Source organism: Rossellomorea sp. FM04394, from assembly GCF_041889765.1.
GTDB lineage: Bacteria > Bacillota > Bacilli > Bacillales > Bacillaceae_B > Rossellomorea > Rossellomorea aquimaris_B.
Genome location: NZ_CP168654.1, coordinates 77660 through 97500, shown reverse-complemented (window position 1 = coordinate 97500; position 19841 = coordinate 77660). Strand labels below are relative to the sequence as shown.

At 43.1% G+C, this 19841-nt stretch carries 18 protein-coding genes; all 18 read right to left on the bottom strand.

What is annotated here, in order from left to right; all coding sequences use genetic code 11:
* Positions 1 to 72: 72 nt before the first annotated feature.
* Positions 73 to 1569, bottom strand: a complete 1497-nt coding sequence (gene lysS / locus ACCB35_RS00490; protein ID WP_216593414.1) for a lysine--tRNA ligase — start codon at positions 1567 to 1569, stop codon at positions 73 to 75.
* A gap of 226 nt (positions 1570 to 1795) precedes the next feature.
* On the bottom strand, positions 1796 to 2020 hold the full coding sequence (locus ACCB35_RS00485; protein ID WP_374055386.1) for a helix-turn-helix domain-containing protein: 225 nt from the start codon (positions 2018 to 2020) through the stop codon (positions 1796 to 1798).
* On the bottom strand, positions 1972 to 2496 hold the full coding sequence (gene folK / locus ACCB35_RS00480; protein WP_374055385.1) for a 2-amino-4-hydroxy-6-hydroxymethyldihydropteridine diphosphokinase: 525 nt from the start codon (positions 2494 to 2496) through the stop codon (positions 1972 to 1974). Before folK ends, ACCB35_RS00485 begins: the two co-directional genes overlap by 49 nt.
* A gap of 1 nt (position 2497) precedes the next feature.
* Positions 2498 to 2857, bottom strand: a complete 360-nt coding sequence (gene folB / locus ACCB35_RS00475) for a dihydroneopterin aldolase (protein ID WP_044340601.1) — start codon at positions 2855 to 2857, stop codon at positions 2498 to 2500.
* Positions 2850 to 3671 carry a dihydropteroate synthase gene (gene folP, locus ACCB35_RS00470; protein ID WP_374055384.1) on the bottom strand — a complete coding sequence of 274 codons (822 nt, stop codon included), beginning with the start codon at positions 3669 to 3671 and terminating at the stop codon, positions 2850 to 2852. Before folP ends, folB begins: the two co-directional genes overlap by 8 nt.
* Positions 3672 to 3686: 15 nt before the next feature.
* Positions 3687 to 4544: an aminodeoxychorismate lyase gene (pabC, locus tag ACCB35_RS00465; RefSeq protein WP_374055383.1), complete on the bottom strand. Its 858-nt coding sequence runs from the start codon at positions 4542 to 4544 to the stop codon at positions 3687 to 3689.
* Positions 4545 to 5132: an aminodeoxychorismate/anthranilate synthase component II gene (pabA, locus tag ACCB35_RS00460; RefSeq protein ID WP_374055382.1), complete on the bottom strand. Its 588-nt coding sequence runs from the start codon at positions 5130 to 5132 to the stop codon at positions 4545 to 4547.
* Positions 5129 to 6532 (bottom strand): aminodeoxychorismate synthase, component I, encoded by a 1404-nt coding sequence (gene pabB, locus ACCB35_RS00455; RefSeq protein ID WP_374055381.1) that lies wholly within the window; start codon positions 6530 to 6532, stop codon positions 5129 to 5131. Before pabB ends, pabA begins: the two co-directional genes overlap by 4 nt.
* Positions 6533 to 6735: 203 nt before the next feature.
* Positions 6736 to 7665 (bottom strand): cysteine synthase A, encoded by a 930-nt coding sequence (gene cysK, locus ACCB35_RS00450; RefSeq protein ID WP_374055380.1) that lies wholly within the window; start codon positions 7663 to 7665, stop codon positions 6736 to 6738.
* A 307-nt stretch (positions 7666 to 7972) separates the two neighbouring features.
* Positions 7973 to 8863: a peptidyl-prolyl cis-trans isomerase gene (locus ACCB35_RS00445; protein ID WP_374055379.1), complete on the bottom strand. Its 891-nt coding sequence runs from the start codon at positions 8861 to 8863 to the stop codon at positions 7973 to 7975.
* Between the two features lie 16 nt (positions 8864 to 8879).
* A complete protein-coding gene (gene hslO, locus ACCB35_RS00440; RefSeq protein ID WP_374055378.1) occupies positions 8880 to 9761 on the bottom strand; it encodes an Hsp33 family molecular chaperone HslO in 882 nt (293 codons plus the stop codon).
* A gap of 19 nt (positions 9762 to 9780) precedes the next feature.
* Positions 9781 to 10548: a type III pantothenate kinase gene (locus tag ACCB35_RS00435; RefSeq protein WP_172655809.1), complete on the bottom strand. Its 768-nt coding sequence runs from the start codon at positions 10546 to 10548 to the stop codon at positions 9781 to 9783.
* A gap of 866 nt (positions 10549 to 11414) precedes the next feature.
* A complete protein-coding gene (gene ftsH / locus ACCB35_RS00430; protein WP_374055377.1) occupies positions 11415 to 13376 on the bottom strand; it encodes an ATP-dependent zinc metalloprotease FtsH in 1962 nt (653 codons plus the stop codon).
* Between the two features lie 103 nt (positions 13377 to 13479).
* Entirely contained in the window at positions 13480 to 14028 is a 549-nt protein-coding gene (gene hpt / locus ACCB35_RS00425; protein ID WP_224945544.1) for a hypoxanthine phosphoribosyltransferase, read from the bottom strand.
* A 3-nt stretch (positions 14029 to 14031) separates the two neighbouring features.
* Entirely contained in the window at positions 14032 to 15438 is a 1407-nt protein-coding gene (tilS, locus tag ACCB35_RS00420) for a tRNA lysidine(34) synthetase TilS (RefSeq protein WP_374055376.1), read from the bottom strand.
* A 68-nt stretch (positions 15439 to 15506) separates the two neighbouring features.
* On the bottom strand, positions 15507 to 16514 hold the full coding sequence (locus ACCB35_RS00415) for a protein kinase family protein (protein ID WP_374055375.1): 1008 nt from the start codon (positions 16512 to 16514) through the stop codon (positions 15507 to 15509).
* On the bottom strand, positions 16483 to 17223 hold the full coding sequence (locus tag ACCB35_RS00410; protein WP_374055374.1) for a VWA domain-containing protein: 741 nt from the start codon (positions 17221 to 17223) through the stop codon (positions 16483 to 16485). Before ACCB35_RS00410 ends, ACCB35_RS00415 begins: the two co-directional genes overlap by 32 nt.
* Positions 17224 to 17318: 95 nt before the next feature.
* Positions 17319 to 19811, bottom strand: coding sequence for a stage II sporulation protein E (gene spoIIE, locus ACCB35_RS00405; RefSeq protein WP_374055373.1), 2493 nt, complete (start codon positions 19809 to 19811; stop codon positions 17319 to 17321).
* Between the last annotated feature and the right edge of the window lie 30 nt (positions 19812 to 19841).

The window sequence follows — 19841 nt, the reverse complement described above, 5'->3', positions numbered from 1 at the left end:
TATCTTCCAAACATATAGTTATGATTCAAAAAACAGCAGAAGCGCTAAGCCCCTGCTGTTCCTCACACGATATTAATCACGATGACGCATTAATGGGAATAATAAAACGTCCCGAATAGATGGAGAGTTGGTTAACAGCATAACAAGTCTGTCGATCCCGATTCCGAGACCCCCTGTTGGCGGCATACCATATTCAAGAGCCTCGATGAAATCATTATCCATCATGTGGGCTTCGTCGTTTCCTTCTTCTCTTTCTTTCAATTGCGCTTCAAAACGTTCTCTTTGATCGATTGGGTCATTAAGCTCTGTGAAGGCATTTGCATGTTCACGGCCAACGATAAATAACTCAAAGCGATCTGTGAAGCGTGGATCTTCATCGTTTTTCTTGGCAAGTGGAGAAATCTCCACCGGGTGACCATAGATGAATGTAGGCTGGATAAGTTTGTCTTCTACTTTTTGTTCGAAGAATTCATTTACCACATGGCCATATTGCATATTGTCTTTGATTTCGATGCCGTGTTCTTTCGCAAGGGCACGTGCTTCTTCATCGGACATTTCTTTCCAGAAATCCACACCAGTCTGTTCTTTAACCGCGTCCACCATATGAAGACGTGTCCACTCTGGCTCAAGGTTAATTTCGTAGTCTGCATATTGAACGGTAGTAGAGCCGAATACTTCCTTTGCAATATGAGCTACAAGATTTTCAGTAAGAGCCATGATATCACGGTAATCTGCGTATGCTTCGTAAAGTTCGATCATCGTGAACTCAGGGTTATGTCTTGTAGACACACCTTCGTTACGGAATACACGTCCAATTTCGTATACTTTTTCAAGTCCACCAACAATCAGGCGCTTTAAGTGTAGCTCGATTGCGATACGCATGAATAATGGCATATCAAGAGCGTTGTGATGTGTATTGAACGGACGGGCAGATGCTCCCCCTGCGATGGCATGCATCATTGGTGTTTCTACTTCTAAGTAACCGTTATTGTCCAGGTATCTTCTCATGGATTGGATGATACGGCTGCGGGCGATGAACGTTTCTTTGCTTTCCTGACTCGTGATAAGATCCAGGTAACGTTGACGGTAGCGCTGTTCAACATCTTTTAAACCATGGAACTTCTCAGGCAGTGGGCGCAGTGCTTTCGTTAGAAGGTGGAATTCTTTCGCTTTTACCGAAAGCTCTCCTACTTTTGTTTTGAATATAGAACCAGTAACCCCTACGATATCACCAAGGTCGGCTGTATTGAATAGTTCGTATGCTTCTTCACCGATTGCATCTTTACGGACATAGATTTGGACTTGTCCGGCCAGGTCCTGAAGGTGAGCAAATCCTGCTTTCCCTTTTCCACGCTTAGTCATGATACGACCTGCAATGGTTACAGTGATATCTTTCTCTTCTAATTCTTCTTTAGAAAATTCATCGTATTGAGATTTGATCTCGGATGAACTGTGTGTACGATCATAGCGTTTACCGAATGGATCAAGTCCCTTATCACGGATTGATTCCATTTTTTCGCGTCTTACTCGAAGTTGGTCATTAATTTCTTCGTGACTCATGTGTTTCACTCCTATTCTATCTACTTGCTTTACTAGACTAATACGATTATATACCATACTATTTTACACAATATCTATGTTTGTAACACCCCTAAAGTATGAGTTATTTCAGAAACGTACTTCGGGGGGTTAAAAAATCTAAAAAAGGCCGATCCAACCTGGTGACAGTGTCACGAATTGGTTCCAGCCTTTTCTAGAATAACATAAAAGGATATACAGGTGCATCAACCGGCATTCACTCACTACGATCATATTCATCCTGAGGAATAAGATCATGTAGTGGGATGTTAAGCACTTCTGAGACGTTGACTAATAAATCTTCCTTCGGTATTCGACTGCCTCTTTCAATTTCTCCAAGGACAGAAACGGATATGGCTAATTCCTTAGCTAAACCCTCCTGGGTATACCCTTTTAGCTTTCTGAATGCACGAATGCGTCTTCCCCATTTATCTGTTTCCATAACCGAACTCCTTCTTTGTCAGGTATTTCGTCCAGAAATTCAGCGAACGGGGCATTAAAAGATGGATGCTCTACATGTGGAGCCACCTCTAATAACGGGATTAAAACAAATGCTCTTTCTTGCATCCTTGGATGTGGAATGAGAAGATTCTCTGATTCAATTTTTTCGTGATCATAGAGTAAAATGTCAAGGTCTATTATGCGTGGACCCCACTTGAACTCCCTTTCTCTTCCAAGGTCGATTTCCACCTGCAAGCACTGATGTAATAGAGTTTCTGGACTTAAACTGGTACGAATTTCAATGACCATATTCAAAAATTTACCTTGTTCTATAAATCCTACCGGGTCTGTTTCATACAGAGAGGATTGTTTCGTTACCTCTATCTTACCATGACTGCCAATGATGTTTATCGCTTTTTCTAAATAATACTCCCGGTCTCCAATATTGGATCCAAGGGAAATGTAAGCAGTATTCATCCTATCGACTCCTATTAATCTCCACCGCCACCGATTGGTAATGACCTGGGATAGGTGGATCAGGCTTTATTAGTGTAATTTTACAACTCTCTACGATTTGGAAGGTTTCTAAGATGCGGGAAGAGATGTCTTCGGCCACCGCTTCGACCAAGTTCTTCGGCTCTCCCTCTACAACAGATTTGGTAATGGAATAAATCTCCGCATAGTTTACGGAGTCCTCAAGCTGATCACTTTGGCCGGACTTCTTTAAATCTACATGCAACTCTACACTAACACGAAAACGTTGTCCAAGTTTGTTTTCTTCCTGGAATACACCATGATAGCCGTAGAATTCCATTTCGTTCAATAGGATCTTATCCATACGCTTTCTCCTTTCCAACAAGGGCATCCATCATCTTGGCCATGCGTGCCATTTCCTTTACATCATGGACCCTCACGATATGGCAGCCTTTTTGAATCCCGTAGCACACCGTCGCTCCCGTGCCTTCCAGCCGTTCCTCTACAGGCAGATCAAGCACATGTCCAATCATAGACTTCCGTGACGTTCCTAAGAGTACAGGATATCCCAGTGAAACAAGGACCTCCAAGTGTCTCATCATGTCTATGTTTAATTGTATTGTTTTGGCAAATCCGATTCCGGGATCCAGGATGATTTGGTCGTCTTTCACCCCTGCTTCTTTTACCAGGAAGATGCTTTCCTGCAGATCTTGTATCGCATCCCGAACGAAGTGGTTGTACTCCAGGTTATCCCGGTTATGCATGAGGATGATCGGGGCACCCGTTTCCGCCGCTACTTGTGCCATTTCAGGATCTTTTTTCGCTCCCCATACATCATTAATGATGCTCGCTCCTGCTTCCAGAGCTTTTCGTGCCGTCTCTGCCTTATACGTGTCGATGGAGATTGGTACATTAACTTCCCGGGATATTGCCTCTATAATCGGCACGACTCGTGAAATTTCTTCTTCAGCAGCTACGATTTGGTGCCCTGGCCGAGTGGACTCCCCGCCTATATCTATAATGTCAGCCCCCATCTCAACCATTTCTTTCGCATGCTCCACTGCACGGTTTAACTCATTAAAAGACCCGCCGTCCGAGAATGAATCAGGTGTGATATTTAAAATCCCCATAATAAGGGTTTTCTCTGAAAAATTAAGTTCGTATTCTCCGCATTTCATTACATGCCCCCCCTGCTATAATTCCTCTATTGAATTCAAGTGTCCAGTATATTTGCTGTATCGTTCATGTAAAAGCCCGGTGTATTCTCCGTTCCGGCCCGGGTAGCTCTTAGAGTCAATTCTGTTTACCGGTATGATTTCTTGCACAGAGTTTGTAAAAAAAACTTCATCCGCCCCCAGTAATCGCTCTTGCCCGAACAACCCTACCCGCACAGGCATTTGCATTTGGTCTGCCAGGGCAAGGATGCACTGACGAGTTATCCCGTTTAAGAGCCCCGTCTCTGTAGCTGGTGTATACAATTCTGCGTCTTTTACCCAGAAAAGATTGGACGTTACCCCTTCACAGAGGTAGCCTTCCTTTGTAAGGAATATCCCTTCCCGGTGAGGAGATGGTCCGATTTCCCGTTTAGCCGCCATATTGTTCAGGTAATGATGGGATTTCAATCGTTCCCCTGTCTCCGGTGTGTTCCTTCTTAATTGAAGCAGCACACCTTCTTTTTCTTTTAATGGCAGAGAAGGGGGCAATTCTTTTTGAAATAGGATCACCGTCGCATCCTCATAGGGGGTCGTTTGTAAACCTATCTCACCTGCTCCACCGGAAACATTGAACCGGCAATATGCATCCTTCAAGTCATTTTTATTTAAAAGTGTTTTTATTGCATTCCTGATCTTTTCTTCATCCAGGTCTGCTGCAATATTCAATTCCTTTAATCCATGAGAAAGCCTCTTCAAATGATCCTTTAGCAAAAACGGATGACCATCATACGTCCGAAAGGTTTCAAACACGCCCAATCCATATAAATATCCGTGATCGAAAGGGGAAATGACCGCCTCTGATGCATGGACGATTTCACCGTTAAGATATAGGTACATTTATAAAACCATCTCGATTTTTTTATATGTCGTTAAAAAGTTCAGGAGCAGCTGTTTCCCTTGTTCCGTCATGATGGATTCCGGATGGAACTGCACCCCTTCGATCGGCAGCTGTTTATGACGGATCGCCATGATTTCCCCTTCTTTCGTTTCGGCTGAAATGTCAAAGCATTCAGGAAGGGTTTCTCTTTTAACGATCAGGGAGTGGTACCTTGTTGCCACGAAAGGATTGGGCATGTCTTTGAAAATGGTTTTCCCATCATGGATCATGGGTGAGACCTTACCGTGCATTAACCGATCTGCGCGAACAACATCCCCTCCGAAAACCTGGGCAATCGATTGATGACCCAGGCATACGCCGAAGATCGGAATCTTTCCGGCAAAGGTTCTGATCGCCTCGAGGCTCACACCCGCTTCATTCGGACTGCACGGCCCTGGGGAAATCATCAGGTAATCCGGAGACAATGCCTCAATCTCAGCTAATGTAATCTCGTCATTTCGTTTCACGATCAGCTCTTCCCCTAGCTCTCCTAAAAATTGCACAAGATTATAGGTAAATGAATCGTAGTTATCAATCATGAGAATCATAGGGTTTCTCCTTCCGCCCTGGCTTTCGCTACCCAAAGGGCTTTCGCTTTCTTCAAGGATTCTTTGTATTCGTACTTAGGGTTGGAATCGATCACGACTCCCGCTCCCGCTTGGATATGGGCTTTTCCATCTTTTACAAGCATCGTCCGGATGACGATATTCAATTCCATATCTCCATTGACGCCAATCCAGCCAATGGATCCTGTGTAAATCCCCCTTCTTACAGGCTCGAGCTCTTCAATGATTTCCATCGTTCTCACCTTGGGGGCTCCCGTAATGGTCCCACCTGGAAAAACAGATCGAATAAGATCCGCACCCGTTTTGGTTTCATCTAGTGTTCCTCTTACATTTGAAACAATGTGCATGACGTGGGAGTATTTTTCGATGACCATAAACTCATTCACTTCAACTGTCCCGTATTGGCAAACCCTGCCCAGGTCATTTCGTTCCAGGTCCACAAGCATCACGTGCTCTGCTCTTTCTTTTTCATTATTGATCAGCTCAAGAGCCAGTTTCTCATCCTCTTCAGCATCTTTTCCACGGGAGCGTGTGCCTGCGATCGGTCTTGTGCTTACTTCCGTTCCTTTTTTCTTCACTAGTAATTCCGGTGACCCGGAGACAATCTGGAAGTCCGGGCTTTGAATATAACTCATGTAAGGTGAGGGATTTAATTCCCGAAGTTTTTTATAGACCGTGAATGGCTCGGCCTTCAACTCTTGCGATTGTCGGACAGATAAATTCACCTGAAAGACATCTCCCTGAGAGATATAGGATTGGATTTGTTTCACGGCACCTGAGAATTCTTCCTCATCCATGGACACCTCAATGCTTGCCGTCCCATGATGGACAGGATCTTCTGCATCCTCTTTCATCGGGGACAGGGCGTCCGTCCAAGTGGATGTCCATTTGGCAAGCTTCTCCTCGACCGCTTCAGATTCTTTATCGGAAAGGATCATCGTCCACAAAGTATTTTCCTGATGATCGAAGACCACCCATTCCTCCAGGTAGTAGAAATAAAGGTCAGGAATCTCCAGATCATCATGCCCCAAAGCGGGAAGTCTCTCAATCTTTCTTGCATAATCATAACTGATAAACCCGATCACTCCACCTTGAAAATCCGGAAGATCCTTTCTTCTTTCCCTCCGAAGCGGCTCCATCCATTTCTCCATTTGAATCAACGGGTCTCCATTTATTGTTTCAACTCCAGAAGAGTCTTGTATGCGCAACCCTTCAGGAACACTTTGTAAAACTGCGTCAGGTTGTAGTCCAGCAACGCTATATCGTCCACCCCGTCCACTCTCTAACAAAATATGATGTGGCTGATGTTGACTAAGTTGTTCGTATGCTGCAAAAAATTGTTCTTTGGTTGAATGGTTTTTATGAAAATATAGGTGCTGCACTTACCCCTCACACTCCTAATCTTTATCTACTTTCATGATACATGAACTTTGGGAAGGTTTCATCGTTAAAAACTTGAAATTATGTGAGTGGGATGATGAAGAATGGATTGATTTTGAAGGGATAATAAATAGTAAGATTTTAATAGCGAAACACAAAAAATGGATCCTGAAGATTCCACTCTCCAGGATCCGGCACTTCAATATTATTCTTCATCAAATTGGTAAAGAGGAGTACTTAAATAACGTTCTCCGTTACTAGGGATAATCGCGAGTACTTTTTTACCTTTCCCTAACTTTTTCGCCACTTCAATGGCTGCATAGATGGCTGCCCCGGAAGAAATCCCACCCAGGATTCCCTCTTCTTTAGCTGCTCTCCTTGCATAGTCGAAGGCTGAATCTTTTTCAACTTGAACGACATGATTATAGACACTCGTATCTAAGATATCGGGGATAAAACCAGCACCGATTCCTTGGATTTTATGAGGTCCGGGCTTTCCTCCTGATAATACAGGTGAATCTGACGGCTCCACAGCATAAAGCTCAATGGCTGGATAATGCTTCTTCAGCACCTCCCCAACACCTGTAATCGTTCCGCCTGTTCCAATCCCGGCAATGAAGGCATCCAGCTGATCACCCATTTGCTCGACGATCTCTGGTCCGGTTGTTTCCCGGTGCACTTTCGGATTGGCTGAATTTTTGAATTGCTGCGGCATGAAATAGCCTTTTTCTTTCGCTAACTCTTCAGCTTTGCGAATCGCGCCTCCCATACCTTCTGCTCCTGGCGTCAATACTAATTCTGCTCCGTAAGCACGTAACAGGTTGCGTCTCTCCATACTCATTGTGTCAGGCATGACCAGTAAGGCACGGTATCCTTTTGCCGCAGCCACCATCGCCAGACCGATACCCGTGTTTCCACTCGTTGGCTCGACAATCGTATCACCAGGTTTAATCGTACCTGCGGCTTCACCTGCTTCAATCATCGCCAATGCGATACGATCTTTTACAGAGCTGCCCGGGTTCATATATTCTAATTTCAAGTAAACATCCGCACTATTTTCATCTACTAATCGATTCAGTTTTACCACTGGAGTCTGACCTATTAATTCTGAAATTGAATTGGCTACTCTCACCATTCATCCATCACTCCTAATTCCAAGTAAATTTGTTGGTTTTATAAAAATGTAACAATATTCAATATATTTGTCAATTGATAAGTATAAGCGGGAGATCCCCTTGTTCAATCTAAATGGCCCGGATTGAAGTAAATTCAGTACATATTGGATGGATGTCTCATCCAACTCCTCTGTTAATTCCTCTAGTTAAAACGGCCAAACCGCCTCCACTCTAGGTTATATGTATGCACATTTCATTTATCCTATGTTACGTTAAAAAGCATCTCTCTATGTAAAAGAAGCTGGCCCATAATAGGCCAGCCCCTTTCTACTTCTGTTTTCCGTAAAACCAGTCCACCTCTACCTCGTCCCAAAAGGACTCAGGCTGCAGCGGCGTCTCTACTTGCTCTAAAGCAATTTGTCTGCGAATTTGAGATTTTACGTCTTTGAATGAAAAATGTCTTTCTTTTAAAACATCGTCTACATAATAAATGACGTACTCTGAATCCTGCTGAATCGGCTTTGTCCATTCCCCTGGTGATAAAGACTCTATTTCTTCTGCCGCTTTTGAAGATAGGAAATCTCCATCCAGAGGGACATACCCGATGTCTCCCCCTAAATGAGCACTTTGCTCATCGTTTGAACGCTCCATGGCCAATGCTTCAAAGTCCGAGCCGGCTTCAAGTTCTTCCAGTGCTTGTTCTGCCTCTGATTGATCAGCTGCCTTCAGCTGCTTCAGCTTATACATTTTAGAAATAGAATATAGATGCTCGTTTTGATCATAGAAGCTCTTCAACTCTTTTTCAGGTACTTGGACATCCCTCGTGAGAAGCTCCTCTAATAACAATTCAGATTTGATTTGAGCCTTTAGTGAATCTTCATCTTCAAGAATTTCTTCATCGTACGCATTATAAACAGATTGTATGAAGTAATATTCCTGCTCTACTTCTTTATCTGAAACCGAGATATCATATTTCTTAGCTAAATGGTCGATCACTTGTTGATTGATCAGTGCTTTTAGCTCTTCTTTGCCATGTTTTTGCTCAAGGGAATACAACCAGTCCTCCCGGGTTACTGATTCTCCGCCAACCGTTGCCACTACTTCAGGGGCTCCGCTCACCCCTGAAGAGCGACTCCACACAAGTGTAATGATGTTTGTGACAAGTAGTACCCCGACCAAAACCATGAGTACAGACCGTTTAATTCTCATTTCTCCCATTCTCCCTGGATATGATTTACTGCTTCGCGTTTGCTTTCAGTTCTTCTAATTCTTCTTTAGAAAATACATAGGTTTCGTTACAAAAGTGACAGCTAGCTTCCGCACTTCCATCTTCATCAATCATTTCTTGAATTTCCTGCTCCCCTAAGCTGATGATGGCATTTGAAAAACGTTCTTTATTGCACTGACACTTAAATGCCACAGGAAGCGTTTCAAGTACTTTGACTTCCCCTTTTCCAAGTACTTCTTCTAACACCTCTTCAGGCGTGAGGCCCTTTTCGATTAATTTAGAGATTGGAGGAATTTTAGCTAAGCGTTCCTCAATCTTCGTAATCGTTTCATCATCCGTTCCCGGCATTAGCTGCAAGATGAATCCACCCGCTGCAAGAATTGAATTGTCAGGGTTCACCAGTACACCTACACCTACAGAAGAAGGGACCTGTTCTGAAGTGACGAAGTAATACGTGAAGTCTTCTCCAAGTTCTCCTGAAACAATCGGAACCTGACCGGAGAAATGATCCCTCATACCGATATCTTTAACAATCGATAAAGTTCCGGTTGTACCAACCGCACGACGGACATCAAGCTTCCCGTGCTCGTTTAAATCAAAGTGTACATGCGGGTTCGTCACATAACCCCTAACTTCACCTTTTGCATTACTATCCACAAGAATGGCACCGATCGGGCCACCGCCCTCTACTTTGATCGTTAATTTATTTTCACCTTTTAGCATTGCCCCCATCATCACTCCGGCACTAATGCTTCTGCCTAATGCAGCTGATGCAGTCGGCCATGTTCCATGTCTTCTTTGTGCTTCTCCTACTGTATCCGTGCTTTTTACTGCATAAGCACGTACTTGGCCATTATAGGCTAACGCTTTTACTAAATAGTCGCTCATGGTTGAAGCTCCTTTCACTTTAGTTCATGTTTCTCTTATAGATTAGTTTTAATCCTTTTAATGTCAGAAAAGGATCTACCACGTCAATGCTATTGGATTCTTTGGAAATCAATGTCGCTAATCCTCCAGTTGCTATGACCGTTGGTTCCTTCTTACTTTGTGCTTTCATTCTTTGAACGATACCTTCTACTTGTCCAACATATCCATAGAGAATACCCGCTTGCATAGCCGTTACGGTATTCTTGCCAATGATGTGCTCAGGACGGGCAATTTCGATCCTTGGTAATTTAGCAGCCTTGGAGTACAGGGCTTCAGTTGAAATGCCTATACCAGGGGCGATCGCTCCACCCATATATTGTCTTTCCTCATTGATATAGCAATACGTCGTCGCTGTACCGAAGTCCACAATAATGAGAGGACCACCGTACTCGTGAATACCAGCGACAGCATTTACGATTCGATCCGCTCCGACTTCCCTTGGATTTTCGTACTTGATATTTAAACCAGTTTTAATACCAGGTCCAACGACGAGCGGAGTGATATTAAAATACTTCTCACACATACGTTCCAAACTAAACATAATTGGAGGGACAACGGAGGAAATGATGATTCCGTCAATCTCGTCAAACGTCAGCTTCACATGCTCGAACAGATTCTTCACAAGCATCCCAAACTCATCTTCTGTTTTATGTCGATTCGTTTCAGCTCTCCAATGATATTTTAAATGGTCATTTTCATACACACCAAATACAATATTGGTATTCCCTACATCCATTACAAAAATCAATATCCTCACCTACTAAGCCAATTGTTTTCACACTGCCAACATCATACCATAATTTATTTAGAATAGGTACAAAAGCGGAACCGGGTTGGTCAGACCCGACAAGCATAAGATGAATGGGCCGGGAAGGCGTTCTTTGCCTTCTTGGACCATTTAGCTTATGACCTCGAGGGTCTAGCCGGTGGAGCTGGATGAGTACAAAAGCGCAAGGGCTTTGAACAGAGGCGACAAGCATATGGCGAAGCTGCTGGGAAGGCGCTCTTTGCCTTTTTGGCAGCTTTGACTTATGACCTCGAGCCTCTAAGCCCTGGAGCTGGATGAGTACAAAAGCGCACGGGCTTTGAACAGAGGCGACAAGCATATGGCGAAGCTGCCGGGAAGGCGCTCTTTGCCTTTTTGGCAGCTTTGACTTATGACCTCGAGCCTCTAAGCCCTGGAGCTGGATGAGTACAAAAGCGCAAGGGCTTTGAATAGAGGCGACAAGCATAAGACGAACCGGCCGGAAAGGCGCTTTTTGCCTTTTTGGACGGTTTGACTTATGACCTCGAGCCTCTAAGCCCTGGAGCTGGATGAGACAAAAGCGGAACCGGCTTGGTCAGACCCGACAAGCATAAGATAAATGGGCCGGGAAGGCGTTCTTTGCCTTCATGTTGAACCATCACAAGTTGTTTCTATGGAAAATCCGGTCAAAAAACTACTTTATTCAGCCGAAAATGATGATAATCCGGCCGAAACCGAACAAAATCCAGCCACTTTACAATAATACCCAAATTCCATTTGATTTCACGAGCTGAGCATAGTCCACCATAAAATCAAAAACTAACCAAAACAAAAAGGGATGCAACCATAAATGGATGCATCCCTCAATATTATGTGCGATCAGAGTTAGAATCGTCTTCTTTTGAAGCCGTATCTTCTTCGATCACAGTTTCTTCATTTTTCTTCTGGATATTTACTTTCACGTCGCTATTATCCTGGTCGGATTCATACGTACGTTCCGGTAATTTGCCATGATCCATTAAATGCTTGATTTGAGCGGCATCTAATGTTTCTACATCTAATAAAGTCTTGGCAATGAGTTCAAGCTTATCGCGATTCTCTGTAAGAATTCTCTTCGCTCTATCATAACTCTCTTTAATTAGACGCTGCATTTCCAGGTCAATTTCGTATGCGATGGCATCTGAATAGTTTTGCTCACTATTGATGTCGCGTCCCAAGAACACTTGACCGCCTTGAGATTGACCAAACTGAAGCGGTCCAAGCTTATCACTCATACCATATTCAGTGACCATTTTACGGGCGATTCCAGTTGCACGTTGGAAGTCATTATGGGCACCAGTTGAAACATCACCGAAGATGATTTCTTCTGCTACACGACCACCAAGTAAACCGGTAATCTTATCAAGGAGCTCAGGCTTCGTCATAAAGTAACGATCTTCTTTAGGTAGCATAACGGCATATCCGCCTGCTTGCCCACGAGGAACGATGGTCACCTTATGTACCATATCCGCTTCATCAAGGACTAATCCAATAACGGTATGACCCGCTTCGTGGAATGCCACGATTTTACGTTCTTTTTCAGATATGACGCGGCTCTTCTTCGCAGGACCGGCAATGACACGGTCAGTTGCTTCATCAATGTCACGCATATCAATTTTCTTTTTATCCTCACGAGCTGCCACAAGTGCTGCTTCGTTTAGAAGGTTTTCTAAATCAGCGCCAGAGAAACCTGGTGTTCTCATGGCAATTGCTTTTAAATCAACAGATTCATCAAGCGGTTTATTATGTGCATGAACTTTAAGAACCGCTTCACGCCCTTTAAGGTCAGGACGATCAACTGTGATCTGACGGTCAAAACGACCTGGACGTAACAATGCAGGATCCAGAATGTCCGGTCGGTTCGTTGCAGCGACGATGATGATACCTTCGTTAGCGCCAAAACCGTCCATTTCAACTAGTAACTGGTTCAGGGTTTGTTCACGTTCATCGTGACCTCCACCTAAGCCTGCTCCACGTTGACGACCAACTGCATCAATCTCATCTATGAAAATGATACATGGTGCATTCTTCTTTGCGTTTTCGAATAAATCACGTACACGAGATGCACCGACACCGACAAACATTTCAACGAAGTCGGAACCGCTGATTGAGAAGAAAGGAACTCCTGCTTCTCCTGCTACTGCTCGTGCAAGTAAGGTTTTACCTGTACCTGGAGGTCCTACTAGAAGGACACCCTTCGGAATACGGGCACCCACTTCAGAGAACTTGCGTGGATCCTTTAAGAATTCCACTACCTCTACAAGCTCCTGCTTTTCTTCATCTGCTCCAGCTACATCTTTAAAGCGAACCTTTTTCTTCTCTTCGCTATATAGCTTCGCTTTACTCTTCCCAAAGTTCATGACACGGCTTCCGCCGCCTTGAGCTTGGTTAAGTAAGAAGAAGAACAGAATGAAGATAATGATAAACGGAATGATCGTCGTGAAGAAAGATACCCAGCCGCTTGTTTCTTTGGCTTGCAATACTTCTACATCAATGCCTTGCTCCGATGCTGCCGTATTGATCTTCTCCATTAACTTTCCATCTGTGGTAAGGACATAGGTTAAGAAGTACTCTCCTTCTTTAGCCCCTTCCATCTGTCCTTTCACTTCATAAACGCCTCTGCCAGGCTGAATTGAAAAAGAAGAAACGTCTCCATCTTCAAGGTTATTAATAAACGTACTGTACTCGATATTTTTGGTTGGCTCGTTGTTGTTACTGAAATAACTCACCACACCTATAATCACTAAAAAGACCAGTAAATAGAATATGGTGTTTCGAAAGATCCGGTTCATCCCTTACCTCCTCCCACGGGTAAACAAACTAAGTAAAATAGTATCATAGAAAATCATGGCATTACAACAAATTGCACTTACAAGATTCCTCTTTAGAATATACTTATTCTCCTGTTGTATACACTCTTGGTTTTAAAACACCGATATACGGTAGATTACGATATCTTTCAGCGTAATCCAGGCCATACCCGACAACGAATTCGTCAGGAACAATAAAGCCTACATAGTCCGCTTTGATATCGGCTTTACGTCCAGATGGCTTGTCAAGAAGCGTGACAATGCTTATGGATTTTGCTTTACGGTAACGGAATAGTTCCACTAAGTAGCTTAGTGTCAGACCACTGTCGATAATATCTTCAATGATCAGGATATCCCGTCCTTCCACTTTCGTGTCTAAATCTTTCACAATCTTTACTTCTCCTGAAGAGACAGTAGAGTTTCCGTAGCTGGATACATCCATGAAGTCCATTTCCATATGTGTATCCATACGTTTACAAAGGTCCGCCATGAATGGCATCGCGCCTTTTAAAACTCCAATGGCCAAAGGAAATCGATCTTGATACTCCTCTGTTAATTGTGCACCTAATGCTTTAATCTTTTCTTGAAGTTCTTCTTCTGAAATTAACACTTTCTCAATATCTTGATTTAACAATGTTCAACTGCCTCCTAGAAGATGATTGCTCTTAAATTGTAGTACTAAACTATTTTCTTGCTCTTCTCCCAAATCGTAAATGGACTTTTTCATTCCCGGTACCCAAAGTATGTGATCATCTGTGTCCACTACAATCGGCCACCCGTCACGGAGGTGTACAGGAACTTTTTCGTCAATAAAGAGTGTCTTTAGCTTCTTTGAGCCTTCCAACCCCTTCACTTTCATTCGATCTCCGCTCTTTCTCGTACGCACATATAAAGGTAGGGTGACCTCGTCCGGATCCAGATAGATCCTATCAGCGGTACGATCCTCTACTGACGAGGAGGAACTATAGAGACGAAACTGATATCCACCTTGAAGTTCAAGCGTTTCATTAACCTCTATCACGTGACAATAAGGAGCTTCGGTTAACGCTAATTCCCCAAAATGAAAATAACATGTATGATACGCCCTTGTTACCCTAAGCCCTTTCGGTAAATTCAGGCTGGCATTAGGCGTTTTTCCTTTTAATATACCCAATACATCGTAAATATGTATAGACGATAAGGAAGATGGTCTAAGTTTGTAAAGATAGTTTAATATTAGATTAATCCCTCTTCTTTGTAAAGGCTGAGCCATTGCAAGAAAACCTTCGATATTTAAAGATGAGAAATCTTCAGAGCTATTCCATACCTTATTCAACTTAATCCTTGTTAATTCCTCTAAAAACGCCTCATCTTCTTCCAATTCTTCACTAAATCGTTGGAATTGAAGATGAACATGAGGGTTTTCGTCCTTTAAGAATGGCAGAACCTTTTTACGGAATCGGTTCCGCGTATAATCTTCCTTATGATTACTTGGATCCCTTCTCGGAGAAAGGTCGTATCTCTCACAATAGCTTTCGATTTCCTTCTTTGTGATTGAGAGGAAAGGACGGATAATCTCTCCTGTAGAAAAAGGGCGCTTGAATGGAATTCCCGCTCTGCCGGCTCCCGACGCTCCCCTTGTCATCTTCATCAAGATGGTTTCTACCTGATCATCCCCATGGTGACCGAGGGCTAATTTGGTAGCTGATACATCCTCCATTACATTCCCCAGGAATTCATATCGAATGTGTCGGGCCTGTTCCTGTAGGCTTCTATTCGTCTTTTCCATTTCAGCTGACACATCCATTCGTCCACCGTAAAAAGGGATGTGCCGACTGTTGCAGAATTCTTCGACGAACAATAGCTCTCGGTAAGACTCTTCTCCTCGAAACATATGATCAAGGTGAGCAGCGATCACTTCTATTCCCCACTCATTACGGTTCGCAGCGAGAAAATGGAGAAGCGCTAAGGAATCGGGGCCTCCAGACACAGCCACAACAATTCGATCTCCCTCTTCAATTAGCCCACGGTCGTGAATAAACTCTTTTGTAGTATGCTCTAACATAACGCTTCCTCTTCCTAAAACCATTTTCCCCATTGTATCAATATCTGAAGAATTCTCACACTCTTACGCTACATCAATTCTCCATAAATATACAAAACATATAATAACGAAACAATAATCACCACGAGCACAGTCTCAAGAAAGTGACTTGACTTTTTATTTCGGTGATTTTGATATCTGCTTGTATGCGAAGTGGAGGAATTCACATGGGAATTCGCAGGAACAGGTCTACTGACTTTAGGTTTTGGTTTGGGCTTCTGTACTGGTTGGGAGTGAGAAAGTCCATTCAGGAGGCTGACCCTCATATCACTTGCAGATTGAAATTTCCCTTCCAACGCATCCAGAATCGTCCCTTCAAACTTCTTCAATTGGTCTTTGGAACCGATTGCTTCCCTTAATTGTTGCATATTCCCATTTCCGGACTTGGTGAAACGCCCGGGGTAGGCTAAATTAATGAGGATCATCCCTACAGAGAAAAGATCATATGAAGGTTCCGCTCTCCGTGAACCTCCTACCCAATATCCTCTATCAAAAAACTCCGTGAACTCTTTGATTGCCCGTCCATTGATGGTCGTTCCCCCAACATCAATACAGCGAATTCGGTAAGGAGGGCCTGTGACGATCAAGTTTTCAGGTTTTAAATCCCCAAATACCCACCCTTCCTTATGAATTCGCTCCAGGTCTGTAAGGAGTTGTGCAATGAGTACACCTGCCCACGAAAATCCTTTTGATTGAACAAATGACAGTAAGTCCGTACCTTGAATATATTCCATCACGTAAAAATGTATTTTCTGTCCTCGATACTCCCAATCGTCCACATCAAGAAGCTTTGGCCCAAGGGGAGCACCTTGGACCTTTGAGAAAGATTTTAAAACATTGACTTCAGAGGTAATCGATACATTACTGTCACTCATCTTTAATGCCTGATATCCCGATGATCCTTGTACAAGGTATACGATACCATTCGCACCATACCCTAATTCTTTTACAATGGTGTAGATGTGCTTATACCATTTTCCTCTTATAACTGTTCCAGGGGGAAAATTAAATGGTTTCTTCGAAGTATTGTTCATCATCGCCACGAGAGAGCAATCCCCTTAATGAACGTTTTTTCTTAAAGTGTGTGATAGCTTCTGAGATCGCTGGACCTGTTGGAGTAATCCCGCCTGGAGACAATTTAGAGAATATACTCGTTAATGTTTCAAGTTTCGGTGTCCAATCTAGCAATTTTTCGACATCTTGTCGTTTCCCGGGAAATACAAAGACTGAAAATTTATTATCACCCATTCTAGCATTTAAGCTTAATGAAAGGTCTAGTAGAGCTTCTTTTACCGTGGGAAGCTTATGTTTCATACTTGCAGACGTATCGACAAGAATCAACACATCCATATCAACGGATTCCCCTAGTTCATCGACAACCTCCATGACCTCTCCGCGTTGTTCGGGAGGAAGCTCCTCCATGGATGCGGATTTACCAAGGATTTGTTTCAGCTCTTTATTCACAACCCCCTGTAAAGTTTGTGTCATCGCTTTACGTGTAACCATTTGCACCGTTTGAGAAAGTTGTTGAGCATATACAATCTGACTTACTCCACCCCCTGATTGAGCAATCCCTTCAATTTCCTGCATTCCGTTATCATCTATCACATCATTATCCATGACACCAATTACGTTAACTGAAATTCCCTGCTCCTTCGCAAGGGCCGCCATCGCAATTGGATCTTCACCTTGATTCGAGCAACCATCCGTAATTAATAGGACTTGACGAAGTGTACCTGGCTTCATCAGACTCCCCTCCTCATTCTAAAGTTGTTACCATCTTCGCCGAATGAGGAGGAAATTATACTCTAGTTAACTATTTTTATAGGTGAATATTCGTCCTAGGATATCCTTTTATTATCTTTGGTTTTCGGTTTTTGCACAGGGATAGAGGACCATTTCGGTATATTATGTTTGATTTTTGAAACCACAATTGTCATATCATCTTCAATTAGACCGGAGCTCGACCTGATCACTTCCTCCATTAGAATATCGGCCACTTCTTGTGGTTCCTCCGTTTCAAGTTCCTTTATTTTTCTCTTCATCCACAAATCATAATTTTCTACATGTTTTGGACCTTCAAAGGCACCATCACTCATCATAATAAGAAGGTCTCCTGCTTTTAACTGTTCAGAAACGACATCAACATCGAAGTCCTGCTGGAGCATCCCCATTGGTAAATTACTTGCTTCCACCTTTATGATTTTATCTCCCCGCTTAATAAAACTTGGGGTTGAACCAATTTTTAAGAACCTTGATGACGCATTTTGCAGATCAATCATGGCTAAATCCAGTGTTGAGAAGATTTCATCGTTCGTTCTGAGGGACAGTATCGAATTGATGGATTTGATTGCTACTTGTTCTTCAATACCCGATTCCAATATCTTTTTCAAAAGCCTCAGTGTCTCATTGCTTTCATAGTGTGCCCGTTCACCGTTCCCCATCCCATCACTGATGGCTACGGCATACTTCCCCCTTCCTAATTCGATCATCGAATAGCTGTCTCCTGATACCAGTCCTCCCCCTTTAGCAGCATGGGAAGCTCCTGTGTCTACCACAAATTTCTTGGCAGACTGGAAGGTCACATGACATTGTCCATTCGGAAATTGAGCACACTCCTCTTTTTGAACAATGATATTTTCACCTAATATATCCGATAGCATCGGAGCAATAAGCTTCTCACCCTGTCCGTGCCCTCCGCAATAAGGCATCGTCATATCTATATCAACATTCCCCTGTTCCAGGTTATAGATTTCAATGTTTTCTATCTCGATTCCAAATTCTCCAATACTCGATAAGATTTGTTCTTCCTGTATATGATGATTCTCCCTTTCTCTTTGAATTTCTTTCGCAAAGTTCCCCATTACCTCGGATACTCCCAGTAATTGATCGGCGACCAGCTTCCTGCTTTCCTGGACCTGCTTCTTTAATTTTAAATTGGCTTGATAGAAGGTCAGCTCCTGATAAATCGTCTCTTTCAGTTTTTTCTCTCTAGTACAATGCTTCTCTACTTCTCTAGCAAGTCTTGGAGACAATGGGACCCTGCCCTGATCATACTCAGTCATCACATCTTTCATTAGATTATAGGTTTTATCAAAATTACGCGCCCAGCATTGATCTTTCTTAAAACAGGTTTGACATGTTTTCTCTGTCACATTGCTTAAGAAATAATCGAATTCTTTATCTTCCTCCTCTTCAAAACGCTCTTCTATTTGTTGAAAACTATTTGATAATGCTTGAAACACCGAGGAAAACTGTGTGACTCTATGTGCTGTCACATCCCTCACCCGGCGCATGTATCCTTGTTGCTCCTGCTGATATTCAGCTGTTCCCGGTATATGCTTGGCAATTTTAGACGTTAAGCTTTGAGGGGTTAAGAATAGGAGTAATATCGCTACCCCAGATTCATATAAGGTTTGAATTATGACCGTATCTGTATCTCCGTACATTCCCATTAATAAGGTAGCAATTAACAAACCGATTGCCGCTCCGAATTTCTTCCCTTCTTTCATAAGACCTCCCAGAAGTCCCGAAAAAGCAAGCAAGCTCATTTGATAAAAGCTTGAAACGTTCGCTAAACTGAAAACAAGCCCGGTTACAACCCCTACTGTAGAGCCCACTGTAGCCCCGGCTATAAAGGAAAATAGCAGCACCAAGTATCTTGATAACACATGTTCCACAGACAAATTATACACAGACCACCCGATCGTCCCCGTCATGATCGATGCCAATAAAATAATCAAACTGACCACTTCTTCTGTCTTCAGAGATCTTCTTCTGCGCTGAACCGTTACGAGGGGTACACTTTGAATGAATATATAGGTTAAGAGAAATGCAAGGCTCGCTTCTATTAAAGCCATCACCCCGTTGTAAACCGTCAGGGCTTGTCCTTGCTGGATATAATCGAATGAAAGCTTCGCTGCCATGACAGTGAAGAAGACATAAAAAGCGACGACCCTCAAATTATTCTTATGATATTTCTGGGATAATCGAAACGCTAATAGGAATATTATCGCACTGACAAACGTATAACTGATACTAGGCAGAGATAAGGTAAGAGCTCCCGCAAGCAATCCGATCAGTGCAATGGGAGACTTTTCTCTCCGGATAATGTAAACAGAGGCGAAGAACGGTAATGCAAAAGGTGTTAAGTGAGAAAGGATTAACGCTCTCCCCAATAAAAATCCGATAACGAATAAGGCGATCCCCTTTTCTACGAATAGCCACTCCAGCTTCGAATAAATAGACTTGATCCCCTTGGATAGCTCCACCCTAGTGTGTTCAATGTCCACGTTCTGAACAGGTTCGATGATCGACTGATCGACTTTCCCCATGTATGAAACACTCCCCATTTCTTTTTTGTT

Bases quoted from the DNA above. Each gene is read 5' to 3' on its own strand.
- ACCB35_RS00415 (WP_374055375.1), bottom strand. From the start codon at position 16,514: ATGATGAACAATACTTCGAAGAAACCATTTAATTTTCCCCCTGGAACA.
- ftsH (WP_374055377.1), bottom strand. From the start codon at position 13,376: ATGAACCGGATCTTTCGAAACACCATATTCTATTTACTGGTCTTTTTA.
- ACCB35_RS00445 (WP_374055379.1), bottom strand. From the start codon at position 8,863: ATGGGAGAAATGAGAATTAAACGGTCTGTACTCATGGTTTTGGTCGGG.
- folK (WP_374055385.1), bottom strand. From the start codon at position 2,496: ATGAATACTGCTTACATTTCCCTTGGATCCAATATTGGAGACCGGGAG.
- pabA (WP_374055382.1), bottom strand. From the start codon at position 5,132: ATGATTCTCATGATTGATAACTACGATTCATTTACCTATAATCTTGTG.
- tilS (WP_374055376.1), bottom strand. From the start codon at position 15,438: ATGTTAGAGCATACTACAAAAGAGTTTATTCACGACCGTGGGCTAATT.
- hslO (WP_374055378.1), bottom strand. From the start codon at position 9,761: ATGAGCGACTATTTAGTAAAAGCGTTAGCCTATAATGGCCAAGTACGT.
- folP (WP_374055384.1), bottom strand. From the start codon at position 3,671: ATGAAATGCGGAGAATACGAACTTAATTTTTCAGAGAAAACCCTTATT.
- ACCB35_RS00410 (WP_374055374.1), bottom strand. From the start codon at position 17,223: ATGAAGCCAGGTACACTTCGTCAAGTCCTATTAATTACGGATGGTTGC.
- folB (WP_044340601.1), bottom strand. From the start codon at position 2,857: ATGGATAAGATCCTATTGAACGAAATGGAATTCTACGGCTATCATGGT.
- cysK (WP_374055380.1), bottom strand. From the start codon at position 7,665: ATGGTGAGAGTAGCCAATTCAATTTCAGAATTAATAGGTCAGACTCCA.
- spoIIE (WP_374055373.1), bottom strand. From the start codon at position 19,811: ATGGGGAAAGTCGATCAGTCGATCATCGAACCTGTTCAGAACGTGGAC.
- ACCB35_RS00485 (WP_374055386.1), bottom strand. From the start codon at position 2,020: ATGGAAACAGATAAATGGGGAAGACGCATTCGTGCATTCAGAAAGCTA.
- pabC (WP_374055383.1), bottom strand. From the start codon at position 4,544: ATGTACCTATATCTTAACGGTGAAATCGTCCATGCATCAGAGGCGGTC.